This is a genomic window from Agrobacterium tumefaciens, from assembly GCF_013318015.2.
Taxonomy (GTDB): Bacteria; Pseudomonadota; Alphaproteobacteria; order Rhizobiales; family Rhizobiaceae; genus Agrobacterium; species Agrobacterium tumefaciens.
Genome location: NZ_CP115843.1, coordinates 389,448 through 402,706 on the forward strand (window position 1 = coordinate 389,448; position 13,259 = coordinate 402,706).

Annotated in this window: 11 protein-coding genes and 1 pseudogene; 9 read left to right on the top strand and 3 right to left on the bottom strand. The window is 57.9% G+C overall.

The window, feature by feature from the left end; all coding sequences use genetic code 11:
- The first annotated feature begins 86 nt into the window (after nucleotides 1–86).
- The 9 genes and pseudogenes from G6L97_RS25090 to G6L97_RS25130 all read left to right on the top strand — a co-directional run bounded on the left by G6L97_RS25090 (nucleotide 87) and on the right by G6L97_RS25130 (nucleotide 9,707).
- A complete protein-coding gene (locus G6L97_RS25090) occupies nucleotides 87–2,036 on the top strand; it encodes an ABC transporter substrate-binding protein (RefSeq protein WP_111790853.1) in 1,950 nt (649 codons plus the stop codon).
- Between the two features lie 120 nt (nucleotides 2,037–2,156).
- Nucleotides 2,157–3,143 (top strand): ABC transporter permease, encoded by a 987-nt coding sequence (locus tag G6L97_RS25095; protein ID WP_003517191.1) that lies wholly within the window; start codon nucleotides 2,157–2,159, stop codon nucleotides 3,141–3,143.
- Between the two features lie 9 nt (nucleotides 3,144–3,152).
- Nucleotides 3,153–4,277 (top strand): ABC transporter permease, encoded by a 1,125-nt coding sequence (locus G6L97_RS25100; RefSeq protein WP_025591532.1) that lies wholly within the window; start codon nucleotides 3,153–3,155, stop codon nucleotides 4,275–4,277.
- Between the two features lie 8 nt (nucleotides 4,278–4,285).
- Complete coding sequence (locus G6L97_RS25105; protein WP_162633664.1) at nucleotides 4,286–6,010, top strand: ABC transporter ATP-binding protein; 1,725 nt, start codon at nucleotides 4,286–4,288, stop codon at nucleotides 6,008–6,010.
- A 44-nt stretch (nucleotides 6,011–6,054) separates the two neighbouring features.
- Entirely contained in the window at nucleotides 6,055–7,242 is a 1,188-nt protein-coding gene (locus tag G6L97_RS25110; RefSeq protein ID WP_174004093.1) for a galactarate dehydratase, read from the top strand.
- Nucleotides 7,229–8,095, top strand: coding sequence for an aldose 1-epimerase (locus G6L97_RS25115; protein ID WP_174004095.1), 867 nt, complete (start codon nucleotides 7,229–7,231; stop codon nucleotides 8,093–8,095). Before G6L97_RS25110 ends, G6L97_RS25115 begins: the two co-directional genes overlap by 14 nt.
- A 212-nt stretch (nucleotides 8,096–8,307) precedes the next feature.
- Nucleotides 8,308–8,735: pseudogene (locus G6L97_RS25120) on the top strand (DDE-type integrase/transposase/recombinase); the annotation flags it as partial.
- A gap of 181 nt (nucleotides 8,736–8,916) precedes the next feature.
- The gene (locus tag G6L97_RS25125) at nucleotides 8,917–9,213 is read left to right on the top strand and encodes a type II toxin-antitoxin system TacA family antitoxin (protein ID WP_019565754.1); all 297 of its coding nucleotides are present in this window, start codon (nucleotides 8,917–8,919) and stop codon (nucleotides 9,211–9,213) included.
- Complete coding sequence (locus G6L97_RS25130; RefSeq protein WP_019565755.1) at nucleotides 9,210–9,707, top strand: GNAT family N-acetyltransferase; 498 nt, start codon at nucleotides 9,210–9,212, stop codon at nucleotides 9,705–9,707. The genes G6L97_RS25125 and G6L97_RS25130 overlap by 4 nt, the downstream gene beginning before the upstream one ends.
- 278 nt (nucleotides 9,708–9,985) lie before the next feature.
- On the opposite strand, the gene G6L97_RS25135 is transcribed toward G6L97_RS25130, so the two are convergent.
- The 3 genes from G6L97_RS25135 to G6L97_RS25145 are packed head-to-tail and all read right to left on the bottom strand — an operon-like array spanning nucleotide 9,986 to nucleotide 13,059.
- Entirely contained in the window at nucleotides 9,986–10,651 is a 666-nt protein-coding gene (locus tag G6L97_RS25135; protein WP_081308998.1) for a GNAT family N-acetyltransferase, read from the bottom strand.
- A complete protein-coding gene (locus G6L97_RS25140) occupies nucleotides 10,617–11,777 on the bottom strand; it encodes a Gfo/Idh/MocA family protein (protein ID WP_174004096.1) in 1,161 nt (386 codons plus the stop codon). The genes G6L97_RS25135 and G6L97_RS25140 overlap by 35 nt, the downstream gene beginning before the upstream one ends.
- Nucleotides 11,778–11,808: 31 nt before the next feature.
- Nucleotides 11,809–13,059: an ROK family protein gene (locus G6L97_RS25145; protein ID WP_111783769.1), complete on the bottom strand. Its 1,251-nt coding sequence runs from the start codon at nucleotides 13,057–13,059 to the stop codon at nucleotides 11,809–11,811.
- Between the last annotated feature and the right edge of the window lie 200 nt (nucleotides 13,060–13,259).

Sequence of the window (13,259 nt, forward strand, 5' to 3'; positions counted from 1 at the left end):
GAGGATCGGTGTGCTGGCTGGCCGGGAGGCTGTTGCGGTTCGGTGAAAGCTGTCTCGCTGCCGGTGATTTTTTGGGAGGATAGTCGATGCGCGATGGCGATAAATTTTCACTGGGCTTGACGCGCCGAACCTTTATGGCTGGGCTTGGCGGCGTCGCCGCCGTGTCCGTCATCGGGAGCTCGGCCCTGGCTGCTGCCGGCAAGGAAGCGCCGGAACTGGCAGCCCTGGTAAAAGACGGCAAACTGCCGCCGTTGGCGGAACGTCTGCCAAAAAATCCGATGGTGGTAACGCCGCATGAAAAGATCGGCACCTATGGCGGCACATTGCGCCGCGGCCTGCGCGGTTCGTCGGACCATAACGGCATCCTGCGCATGGTCGGCAACCAGGGGCTGGTGCGCTGGAACATGGACTTCACCGAAGTTCTGCCCAACCTTGCCGAGAAATGGGAGGTCAATGACGACGCCTCGCAGTTCACCTTCCATCTGTTGCAGGGCGCGAAATGGTCTGATGGACATCCCTTTACCGCAGATGACGTGGTGTTCGCCATCGAGGACTGCATCAAGAACAAGGAGCTTTACAGCGCTACCCCGGCGCAACTCTCCGTCGCCGGTAAGGCGGTCGATGTCGAGAAAGTTGATGATTTCACGGTCAGGTTCAAATTCGCAGCGCCAAACGCGCTCTATCTGGAAAACCTCGCCACGCCGCTCGGCCAGCATCCGACGCTGTTTGCCAAGCATTATTGCAGCAAGTTCCTGCCTAAATACAACACGGCGCTCGATGCCGACGTCAAGGCGGCTGGCGTGTCCAGCTGGACGGAACTGTTCCGCGCCAAGTGCGGCGACATCGAAATTCCGTCGCGCTGGTCGAATGTCGACAAGCCGACGCTCGACCCGTGGGTGGTCAAGGAACCCTATTCCGGCGGCGCGACCCGTGTGGTCATGACACGCAATCCTTACTTCTGGCAGGTCGATACGGAAGGCAACCAGCTTCCCTATATCAACGAAGTCAATTTCGGCATTTCGCAGGATGTCGAATCGTTGATGCTGAACGTCATCTCCGGCAAGATCGACATTCAGGAACGCCATATCAGCGTTCTCGCCAACAAGCCGACGCTGTCGCAGAACATGAAAAAGGGCGATTACCGTCTGTTGACGCTGGTGCCATCGGCTTCGCAGCAGTGCCAGATCTACCTCAACATCACCCACAAAGACCCTGAGATGCGCAAGATGTTCGGCGACAAGTCGTTCCGTCAGGCGCTGTCTATCGCGCTCAACCGCCAGGAAATCATCGACATCGTCTATTTCGGCCAGAGCGAGGGCTATCAGGCCGGGCCGCGCCCGACACATCCCTGGTATCACGAAAAGCTGGCGCGTCAGAACACCGAATACGATGTCGCCAAGGCGAACGATCTTCTCGACAAGGCCGGCTACGACAAGAAGAACGGCAACGGCATGCGGCTCCGGCCCGACGGCCAGCCGATTTTCTTTTCGATCGATGTGATCCCGACACTCTATCCCGATCTGGTCGATGCGCTGGAACTGGTGAAGGCGCAGTGGGCGCAAATCGGCGTCGATATCAAGGTCAACACCATCGAACGCGCGCTGTACTACACACGCGGCGATGATAACGCCCATGATGCGGCGGTCTGGCCGGGTCCGGGCGGTCTCGATCCGATGCTCGACCCGCGTGACTTCTTCGCGTTCCACCCGCAGGGGTCGCGCTACGCCATTCCGTGGGCGCTTTGGTACACATCCAACGGGCAGAAGGGGGAAGAGCCGCCGGAAAGCCAGAAGAAGCGCTTCAAACTGTTCGATGAAGCGCGTTCGACGGCCGACCTTGTCAAGCGCGGCGAGAAGATGAAGGAAATCTTCGATATCGCGGCCGACGAGTTCGAGACGATCGGTCTTTGCCTTGCCGTTGGTGGTTTCGGTATCATCCGCAACAACCTTCGCAACGTGCCGGAGAAAGAACCCGACAGCTGGTCATGGCCCAACCCCGGCCCGGCGTTGCCGCAACAGTTCACCTTCACAAGCTGACACCGCCACATGGGCGCCGCTTCATCAACGCGGCGGCGCCTCTCAGGTTGTTTCGACCACCCGAAAGCCGTCTCGTAGTGGATGGCGGCGCGTGTGGTAAAACGTGATTGCGAGAACGTTATGCTGCTATTTATCGTAAAACGCCTGCTGTGGATGATACCGTCCCTGTTCGCCGTCAGTTTTCTTGCCTTTGTACTGATCCAGCTGCCACCCGGTGACTACGTGACGACTTACATCGCCACGCTTGCTGCGTCCAACGAAGTCATAGACCACAATACGGCGGCGCAACTGCGAGAGCGCTTCGGGCTCGATGACCCGATGATCGTGCAATATCTCAAATGGATATGGGGCATCATCAGTCGCGGCGATTTTGGCATCTCGTTCGAATGGCAGCAGCCCGTTTCCGGCCTCATCTGGGAGCGCATGGCGCTGACGCTGGTTCTGGCCATAGCAAGCCTTCTCGCAACCTGGGCCATAGCACTTCCGATCGGCGTCTTCTCCGCCGTGCGCAAATATTCAATCGGCGATTATCTTTTTACCGCCTTCTCCTTTTTCGGCCTGTCCATACCGTCATTCCTACTGGCGCTGGTGCTGATGTATGTCGCGGCGGTGGAATTTGGGGCCGATGTCGGAGGGCTGTTTTCGGCGGAGTACGAGACTGCCTCGTGGAGCATCGCCAAGATGATGGATCTGATGGCCCACATCTGGCTACCAGTTGCGATCCTCGCGGTGTCCTCCACGGCAAGCCTCATCCGCGTCATGCGCGCAAACATGCTGGACGAATTACCCAAACCCTACGTGACAACCGCGCGCGCAAAGGGATTGTCCGAGTTCCGGCTGCTGACGAAATATCCTTTGAGAATTGCGCTCAACCCATTCATTTCCACGATTGCATGGCTGTTGCCCAATCTCATTTCAGGCTCGGTTGTGGTTGCTATCGTGCTCAATCTGCCGACGGCCGCGCCGCTGCTTTTGCAGTCGCTGATGGCGCAGGACATGTATCTCGCCGGCGCCTTTGTGCTTTTGATCTGCGGATTGACGTTGATCGGATCGCTCATCAGCGACATCCTGCTTGCGCTGGTCGATCCGCGCATCCGTCTCGAATAGGAGGGCGCCATGAGCGATATCGCCATCACCACCAATACCCGGCCGGACCGCGCTGCCGTCGCCTCGCAATGGCAACTGATCTGGTGGGCGTTCAAGCGCCACAGGCTGGCCATGGCCGCCCTGTTCGTCACCATCGCAATGTATATCGTCGCGCTTTTGCCAGGTTTCTTCGCCATCAACGATCCGGTTCTGCAGAATGCGCGCGCCACCTTCCATCCGCCGCAACGTGTGCATTTCATCGATACGACGGACGGCCTCTCGCTTGGTCTGCACTATTATCCGCTGAAGCTGACGCGTGATCCTGAAACGCTGGCGGCGGTGTTCGTCGAAGATACGGCCAAGAAAATCCCGATCCAGCTATTCGGTCGCGGCTACGAATATTCGGTGCTCGGCCTGTTCACCACGGATATCCATCTGCTGGCCTCGACCGACAAGACCCGACCGCTCTTCCTTTTCGGCGCGGATCGCCTTGGCCGTGATGTGTTTAGCCGGGTAATACAGGGCTCGCAGATTTCGCTGTCCATCGGTCTCGTCGGCGTGTTTTTCTCGCTGCTTCTCGGTGTCGTTCTGGGCGGTATCTCCGGTTATTACGGCGGCCGCATCGATTTTGTCATGCAGCGCGTCATCGACTTCGTTTTGTCGCTGCCGACCATTCCCATCTGGCTGGCGCTTGCCGCTGCCCTGCCGCAGGGTTGGCCGGCAACGCTGCAATATATGATGATCACCATCATCCTGTCCTTGACCGGCTGGGCGCAGCTTGCCCGCGTCGTGCGCGGCAGGTTCCTGTCACTGAGGACGGAAGAATTCGTGGCGGCGGCCCGGCTGGATGGCGTGCCGGAAGGGCGCATCATTTTCCGCCATATGCTGCCGAGTTTTTCGAGCCACATCATCGCCTCGGTCACGCTTGCGGTTCCGGCGATGATCCTTGCGGAAACCTCGCTGTCCTTCCTCGGTCTTGGCCTCCAGCCGCCGACCATTTCCTGGGGCGTGCTGCTTCGCGAGGCGCAGAATATACGCTCGATCGCAACCGCGCCGTGGCTGTTCCTGCCCGGCGTGGCTGTTGTCGTTGCCGTCATGGCGCTCAATCTGCTCGGTGACGGTCTGCGTGACGCAGCCGACCCCTATAACAAGTGAGGCCCCGGATGAGCGATATTCTCTCCATGAAGCCAGACCGACCGCTGCTTGACGTCCGCAATCTGGTCACCGAATTTCCCGTGCGAAACGGCATTTTCCGCGCGGTAAACGATCTGTCTTTTTCCATCGATCCCGGCAAGACGCTCTGCGTTGTGGGCGAAAGCGGTTCCGGCAAATCCGTCACCGCCCGCTCGATCCTGCAGATCATCGACAGCCCCGGTTACATCGCTTCCGGATCGATCATCCTCAACCGTGCCGACGGCTCGTCGCTGGATCTCGCAAAGCTCGATCCGCGCAGCCGGGCCATCCGCTCGGTGCGCGGCGCAGATATCGCGATGATTTTTCAGGAGCCGATGTCGTCGCTGTCGCCGGTGCATACCGTCGGTGATCAGATCACCGAAGTTCTGCGGCTGCACTTGAAGATGAGCAAGGCGCAGGCACGGGCGGAAGCCATCGAGCTGCTGCGCCAGGTGGAAATTCCCAGCCCCGAAAAGGCGCTGGATCGTTATGCCTTCCAATATTCCGGCGGCATGCGCCAGCGCGCCATGATCGCCATGGCGCTGGCCTGCAAACCGCAACTGTTGATCGCCGACGAACCGACAACCGCGCTGGACGTCACGACGCAGGCCGAAATCCTCGACCTGATATCGCGGCTGCAAAAGGCTCATGGCATGGCGGTGCTCTTCATCACCCACGACATGGGCGTGGTGGCGCAGATTGCCGATGACGTGCTGGTCATGCATCACGGCGTCGCCAAGGAATATGGCACTGTCGATGAGATATTCCACAATCCACAAGACCCCTATACGCGCATGCTGATCGGCTCGGTTCTGAAGCTGGAGCAGAAGGCGGAAATCCGGCTTGCCCGCCCGCCGCTCGATCTTGCCGCGGCGCCTATCCTGGAAGTGAACGACCTCTCGATGCACTTCGGTGAGATGAAGGCGCTGGATGGCGTGTCGATCAAGCTGCTTCCGGGAGAAACGCTCGGCATCGTCGGCGAAAGCGGCTCCGGCAAGACCACCATGGGCCGCTCGATCATGCGCCTCTACGATCCGACCGGGGGCGAGATGCGCTATCGCCGGGCGGATGGCACGGTGGTCGATCTTGCCAAAATCGAAGGTGCGGAGCTGAAAGCGGCGCGGCGTGAGTTGCGCATGGTTTTTCAGGATCCGTTCGGTTCGCTCAATCCGCGCATGACGGTGGCACAGGTCATCGGCGAGCCGCTGCTGGTCAACGGCATTGCGAAAGGCAAGGAACTGGATGAGCGCGTCTGCGCCCTGATGGAGCAGGTGGGTCTGGACCCGGCCGGACGTGAGCGTTATCCACACGCCTTTTCCGGCGGCCAGCGCCAGCGCATCGGTATCGCCCGCGCCATCACGCTCCGGCCGCGTATCATCGTTGCGGATGAGGCGACATCGGCGCTCGATGTTTCGGTGCGTTTCCAGGTGCTGGACCTGCTCATGCGGCTGCAGGACGAACTTGGCCTGGCTTACATCTTCATCAGCCATGACATCGGCGTCATCAGATACATGTGCGACCGCGTCGGAGTGATGTATCGCGGCAAGCTTGTTGAGGTGGGAGACGCCGAAAAAGTCTGCAATGCGCCGGATCACCCTTATACGCAGGCACTTCTGTCGGCCATTCCGCGCCCGGATCCGCGCGACCGCGACCGCACGAGAAGGTTCCGCTACGTCGAGCCGCCCGAGATCAAGAACGGAGCTGCTGCCAGATAACAGCGCGGCTGTTGCTTCTCGCAATTCAAGAGGAAGACCAAAGCATGAAAATCGATCGCATGCGGGTATTCGTTACCCGCGACAAGGACCGCCCCCGCGTTATGGTCGCTCTCGATACCGATGACGGTTTGACCGGCTGGGGCGAATGCTACAATCACGGCCCCGATCTCGCATTGCCCCCGGTTCTGGATTACCTCTACGGCTTCCTTGCCGGGCAGGATCCGACTCGGGTCGAGTATCTCTACAATCTCCTCCTCCAACAAAACCGCTTTCCGCCCGGAGCACTTGGTCTTTCGGCAATCTCAGCGCTTGACCATTGCCTCTGGGACCTTGCCGCCAAGGCGGCAGGCGTGCCTGTGTACAAGCTTCTGGGCGGCGAAGTGCGTGACCGTATCAAGGTTTACGCCGGCGTCTACACGGCACCGGATGCACCGGCGGCAAGGGAGGAATTCGATCGTCTCAACGAAGACTGGGGGTTCACAGCCTTCAAGCTAAGCCCATGGCGCGTCGATATTCACGCCCATCGCTGGGGTGAGGTGGTGCGCAGTTCGGCCGAATATTTCCGCTCGCTTCGCGAAACGGTGCGGCCCGACTACGATATTGCCTTCGACGCGCATGCCAAGATTTTCGAGCCTGCCGCCGCTCGTCAACTGGGCAATGCGCTTGCCCCTTATGATCCGCTATTTTTCGAAGAGCCGTTGCGTCCGGAAAATATCGAGATGTGGGGAGACCTAAAGCAGGGGCTGAACTGCACGCTGGCAACGGGTGAAAGTCTTTACAATCGCAATGACTTCCTGCGTCTTCTGCAAGTCCGGGGCGCCGATATCATTCAACCCGACATCTGCGTTGTCGGTGGTATTTCCGAAATGCGCCGCATCGCCACGCTGGCAGAGGCGCATTTCGTCAGCATCGCGCCGCACAACCCGATGGGGCCGCTCGCCACCGCCGTCAACGTGCATTTCTCCGCCGCCCAGCAGAATTTCCGTATTCTTGAATACAGGCTGCCGAAGGGGCAGTGCTATGTTTATGGTGGCACTGACCTCGAAAAACGCGAGGATGAAACGCGCTATGTTGTCGACCCTTATCTGCCAAAGGATGGATACCTGGAACTGAGGCCGGACCGACCGGGTTGGGGAGTCGAGATGGATGAAAAGGCCATGCAGGAAGATGGCTATGTTCACTGGCAGCGACGCGTGCCGAAACGGCCTGATGGCTCATATGCTTTTGCCTGAAACGGTTACGATTGCCTTCAGGCAGCTTTCGGCCCGCCTCCGCCCTTCCTGGGGTGGAAGGATGACGCATCTGCACCACGAGGATCACGGCGATATTCTGGTGCCGACAGCGGGGGAGTCTTTTGACCCGTTGAACTGGCCGAGGGCAGGTGCCTATCCGCTCATTCCTTACCACAACAGGTTATATGGCAGCTCATTCGTTCACGCGGATATCCGCCACGACCTTCTTCCACATCCCGCCCTTTCGCCTGATGCCATGCATGGACCCGCTCACCGACGATCGTGGGATATTTCCAGCCTGGCGGCCGATCAGTGCACGCTGGTGCTTGACTATAAGGCGGATGCTGAGTGGCCATTTTCCTTCCGCGCTGAACAATCTTTTATGCTTGAAAGCAACCGTTTGACGGTGGAATTGTCGATAACCAATCTGGAAAACCGGCCTGTGCCGGTTTCGCTTGGCTGGCATCCCTATTTTTCGGCAGAATTGGGCTGCGACGCCAGCACCGATGCCAAACTGCAATATCCCCTCGATGTGCAGAACGTGCCAACCGGCCAGCAAGCGGTGCCCCGCTCGAAAGCTACCATTCCTGCTACGACGGGATACACCTTGCACTTCACCGACTGGTCATATGCGCGCATCGGTTTTGACAGTTTTTCACTGTTGCTCGAGGCGGATCCCGTTTTTAGCAATCTCGCTGCCCACCGTATGGACCGCTATCTTTGTCTTGAACCCGTTTCCATGGTCGCCGGAGCACTTGGCTTACCGGAACCAGAGCGAAATGGCCGCGGCGTCGAAACGATCTCTCCCGGCCAACGACTGTCTGGGTGTATCAGGCTTTCTATTGAAAGTTGACAGGGGCGTAGGTGCCTCACGCACATAACGGCTATTCCGGGCGCTCCGCCTGTCTTAAATCCTGCGCAATCAGTAAGGTTATGCGTTCCTATCACAAGGATATCCCCTGGCGATCAACGTCTTCCGAGCGGCGGCGTACGCCTCCTGCAGCGCCTAGTGGCCTTAGCCCGTCAAGAGGTGTTGTCACGCTAACCGGCTCGCCGTTGCCCACGTTTTGGATTGGGCGCGCAGTCGATCAGGATGGCGTCGTTCTCGAAGAAATATTTCAGAAGCGACGTGACAAAAGGGAGGCCAAGCGCCTAGTCGTGTCTTTGATGAAGCGCTGTGGTTTTGCTCCCTAGCGGATCATCACTGACAAGCCGCGCTCCTACGAGTGCGGCAAATGCGGACGTGGCTGCCGGCCTTAACAATTGGTCGCACAAGAGCTTCAATAATCGGGCCGAGAACAGCCATATGCCGTTTCGAAACGAGAACGAACCCTGCAGGGTCGCCGATCGCCCGGAGCATTGCAACGGTTCGTTTCTATGCACTGCGCTACCCACATCGCTTTTCTGTTCCCGCCCGCCGCCGCGCCGCACAAACACTTCGCTACCGCCTCGAAGCGTTCGACGCATCGAAAATTGCTGCCTGCATCGCTTGAAAATTCGAGCCGCGCCTTTCTCGGCCTAGGTAACTTAACGTGACAACATCCCATGAGGTTATGCTTCAAGCCGGCGTCTGTCGTGCGCTCGTCCGCAGGCGAATGTAACGACATTATCTTTACGATGCTTGTAAAGATAATGTCGTTACGCTATATAAATGCGCTTGGATAGGAGTTTCCCATGCCGACCTCACACACGGGTAAGAGCCCGGACGCAAGTGTGCCGCTGAATATGCGCATCAAACCTGCTACTCGCAACTTGATTGATCGCGCCGCAGAGTTGCTCGGCAAAACGCGCACAGATTTCATGTTGGAAGCTTCCGAGCGCCGTGCGGAGGAGGTGCTGCTCGACCGTACAATCGTCACAGTAAGCCCCGAAATTTATGCCGAATATCTTGCCCGTCTCGATGCGCCTGCACAGCCCAATGAGCGTCTAAAGCGCACGATGTCGACCAAAGCGCCCTGGGATGAGGCGTGACTCTCAGCGCACCAGTCCCCCTGGCCGATCATCACGAACTGGCCGAATTCAATTCTGGAGTGCCTGAACTGGACGACTGGCTTCGGCGCCGTGCCCGGGCCAATCAAGCAGGCGGCGCGTCGCGGACCTTTGTCGTGTGCGACGAGAGCCGCGTCATCGCGTACTACGCCCTGGCCTCTGGCTCCGTGAAACCGCCGGAAGTGCCTGGTCGCTTTCGGCGCAATATGCCTGATCCAATCCCAGTTGCAGTGCTTGGCCGCCTCGCCATTGATCAATCCTGTCAAGGGCGTGGTATCGGCAGGGCATTGGTGCGCGACGCGGGTTTGCGCCTGCTGAATGCCGCTGAAGTGCTCGGGATCCGCGGCGTGCTGGTCCATGCGATTTCTGATGACGCACGAGCCTTCTACGAAGCCGTCGGCTTCCTGTCTTCTCCGTCCGATCCCATGATGCTGATGGTCGGTTTGCACGACCTCAATAACGCGCTGAATACCTAAACGAAATTCATCAATAATTTTCGATTGAGTCCATTCCACTGTGTTTCTAAGCCAATGGAACTGCTCCAAAAAGTCTGACAACAAATGACGTGCGGCGGGTTCGTACCCCTTCAGGGCAAAAGACACTTTGTCGCAAAACGGAGTGAACTATAAAAGCCAGCTCGTCATGAAAATCATTTCTGGAAAAGTTTTGGTTATCCTCGAGCTTCAACAAAAGAAAACAAAAGGCGCTACAGCTTGAAGAGCGACGTTAGAGATCGCGACGCGCTTTAAGTATTTCATTCAATCAGTCGCTTCGCCATCACGATCGATGGTGTCCGGTCAATTTCCACAAAGCCGAATTTGGCGTAAAATGCTACGACCTTTTCGTTATACTGATTAACGCCTAGATGGACGCCTCTTACGTCAGACCTCGTTAAAGAATCCAGTTGATGTCGCAGCAGCGACGACCCATGGCCGCCATTTTGGATCTCAGGCAGAAGATTGATATGCAGATGGGCGGGGTAGGGCCGTGTGACCTCAGCCGGGGTCTTTCTTGCGCTTCGAATATAGGAAAGAACGTTCTCATCCTCTACTGTCCGTGTTTCGAAATCGCGGAGCTCTTCCTGCAAGGACGGCCACCATGCGGCCTCGAGCCAATTTTCATAGGCAATCGTATCGGGTGCGGCGACACAGTAGCCCATGACGACGTCATCCTTCGTCAGCACGAATGCAGTTTCTGCGCAGAAGCGGACATAGGGCAGCGCCCATAAGAGTCCGGGAAGTCTCGGGTCAGAGTAGTATTGTGATCCGTCTTTGCCTCGATCCGAAGTGCGCACACATATGTCGAGGATCGCCGTCTCATCGGACGGTCGGGCGTTGCGGATGATAACGGATGATAAAGACGCTGGCATGGTCATAATCGCGGCCTCAGGCAGCCACATGAGGGGTGCGAAGCGCGTCATCGAAGCGCTGCCAGGTTTCAGCAAGCTCGATGGTGCGCCGGACACGGCGTGCCTCATCGATCTTGATCGCGACGAGCCCCGCTTCCAAGGCTGAGACGATATTGACGGGCAGGGGAGAGGCCTCGGTCAGATGCCTGTAGATATCCGAGGCCATCTGATCATCTGCGCCATAGTGATCGCTTTCGTGCCCCTCGTAACGCCGCTCGACTAGCTTTTCGCCTGTTATTGCAGAGTGCACCTCGAAGCGATTGCGGATGAAATCGCCTTCGGCCATTCCCTTGCTACCGATCACGCAGAAGCGGCGAAACTGATCTGGAACGTTGAGATTGGTATGAAACGTCATCGTCGCCCCGCCATTATATTCGATAATCGCGGTCTGATAGTCGATAATATCGCCGTCACTCTCAAACACCGCGCCACCCTCTAGCCAGCCGCTCGGCTTTTTATAGAATTCCCGCTGTTGAAACGCGGAGAACTGATCCGGTTTGTTTTCCGCGATAAACGACTTTCGGCCGCCGAAGCTGGCAACGGCCATCGCCCGCTGCCCAACAACGCTGCCATAGAGGTCGAGATCGTGGCAGCATTTCTCCAAGATAAACGGCCCGGCATAGCGCGTATGCCGTCGCCAGTCCCGCATGAAGAATGCTCCGTGGTAGGGTGCGATATGCTCGGATGCCTCAATCGACGTGATGGCGCCGATTTGGCCTTGCGTCTGCGCTGCGCGCAGATCCCGATAAAGGTCAGAGTACCGCAGAACGAGCCCCACGATAACGCTTTCATCGCCATATTCGGCAAGCAAACGCGCCATCGTCATCGTCTGGTTTTCGTCGATCACCACCGGTTTCTCCGTGAAAACCCGCACGCCTGCGCGCAATCCCGCGGTGATATGTTCCAGATGGAAAAGATTGGGCGAACCGACCATAAGAAGATCCGGCTTCGTCTGCGTCAGCATAGCCTCGATGGTTTCGAAACGTCGCGGCGCCGCCATGCCTGCCGACTGAATGGCTGGAAGGCCAGCAGGCTGCGGGTCCATCAAGCCGACAATTTCCAGTTCAGGGCAGGCCTTGCGGAAGGAGGCAATGACATTGGCAAGCAGAAAGCCGAGCCCGGCAATTGCGATTTTCATGTTTTGGTCCTGTCGGCAAGAGTCATGTAAATCAGGATGACGTGTCGTCATCCGTTGGCGCGCCTGCGACCCGATCGAAGCGTCTTTCGAAATCGATCGTCTGGCTGCGTCCGCGCATGGATGAGAGGCGCCTGAAGTCTGGGCTGCCATGGGCAATCACAGGTAGCATGGCAGCGCCGATCGCGGCGGCCTCCGGCCCTAGAGCGCCAGCACACAGCCGGGGAATTTCGCGGTGGCTTCGGGCGCTGACTGACGGCAAAAGGGGATAGGCCCGGTCGATGAGGGAATTGATGAGCGCTGGTGGAAAGTGCCCTCCAACCACGATGGTCTGCGGGTCCATGATGTTTTCAAGCAGCGACACCAGCAACCGCAGGCGCTTCGAATTGAGATCGAGCCATCGCATCAGAATACTGTCGCGTTGAGCGTAAAGTTTCTCCAATGCCCCAGGCCGCGCAATCTCCCTGCTTTCGCACGACAGCATCGCTGCAAGCTCGTCGATCGAAAACGGTGTCTGTTTCCCCGCATCTGGATTGGCAAGTTCCGCCGGCCATGTCAGGAGACCGATTTCTCCGGCATTGTTCCAAAATCCCTGGAGCGGCATGCTGTCATTGATAATGCCTGCCCCAAGTCCGTGCCCGACGAAAATATGGACGTAGTGGCTCAGTCCTCCCGCACTTCCCACCCTCAGTTCGGCAACTGCTGCGGCTGTGGCGTCATTCTCGATAATGGTGGGAAGGCCACATGCATCTTCGATGGCTTCCGCCACCGGCATACGGCTCCACGCATCCCAACCCGGCGGGCCGACGGGATGTTCGAATTCCGCCTCCTGCAATGTGGGCATCGCGATGCCGATGCCCCAGGCGGGACGATCCACCGTAACCGACCGCAGACGCTGTGTCATATCGGCGATGGCACGGATGGTGTCGGATGGATCTTCGAGCGATGCGGATGCGGTTTCGCGACCCAACTCCTGCCCCGCCAGATCGCAGACGATGCCCAGAAGCCCGTCGCGATCCACATGAATACCCAGGCAGCAACCGGCATCGGCCCTGACCCACATCTTCTTTTGCGGCGCACCGCGCGCGCCCTCTTGTTGGATGGTTTCCACAACCACTGAACGGTCTATCAGGTCCTTGCAGATATTGGACATGGTCTGCGGCTTCAAGCCTGTCACATAGACAAGGTCACGCCGGCTTATGCCATTGCCGGATCGGATCAGATCGAAAACGAGGCGACGGTTGTAGCGGCCGGAATATGTGTGATTGCTGCCCATCAAGCTCATCGGGGCCGATTCCTATTTAATAAATTAAATGGAATTTATCAGCCCAGCCTGTGGGCGTCAAGCAGGTCGCAATGCAGATAATCTTAGTCTTCAGTCATAATACTGTAACGCAAGGACCGTAATTCCGCAGAAAAGGCGGCTTGATTTTTAATCTGGTAAATGGATTAATAGGGTCGCCTTCTTCTCAGTGACTTTAAAAA

Excerpts from the sequence above, each read along its gene's own strand:
- G6L97_RS25105 (WP_162633664.1), top strand. The coding sequence starts at position 4,286 with ATGAGCGATATTCTCTCCATGAAGCCAGACCGACCGCTGCTTGACGTC.
- G6L97_RS25125 (WP_019565754.1), top strand. The coding sequence starts at position 8,917 with ATGCCGACCTCACACACGGGTAAGAGCCCGGACGCAAGTGTGCCGCTG.
- G6L97_RS25090 (WP_111790853.1), top strand. The coding sequence starts at position 87 with ATGCGCGATGGCGATAAATTTTCACTGGGCTTGACGCGCCGAACCTTT.
- G6L97_RS25095 (WP_003517191.1), top strand. The coding sequence starts at position 2,157 with ATGCTGCTATTTATCGTAAAACGCCTGCTGTGGATGATACCGTCCCTG.
- G6L97_RS25135 (WP_081308998.1), bottom strand. The coding sequence starts at position 10,651 with ATGACGCGCTTCGCACCCCTCATGTGGCTGCCTGAGGCCGCGATTATG.
- G6L97_RS25115 (WP_174004095.1), top strand. The coding sequence starts at position 7,229 with ATGCTTTTGCCTGAAACGGTTACGATTGCCTTCAGGCAGCTTTCGGCC.
- G6L97_RS25110 (WP_174004093.1), top strand. The coding sequence starts at position 6,055 with ATGAAAATCGATCGCATGCGGGTATTCGTTACCCGCGACAAGGACCGC.
- G6L97_RS25140 (WP_174004096.1), bottom strand. The coding sequence starts at position 11,777 with ATGAAAATCGCAATTGCCGGGCTCGGCTTTCTGCTTGCCAATGTCATT.
- G6L97_RS25145 (WP_111783769.1), bottom strand. The coding sequence starts at position 13,059 with ATGAGCTTGATGGGCAGCAATCACACATATTCCGGCCGCTACAACCGT.
- G6L97_RS25100 (WP_025591532.1), top strand. The coding sequence starts at position 3,153 with ATGAGCGATATCGCCATCACCACCAATACCCGGCCGGACCGCGCTGCC.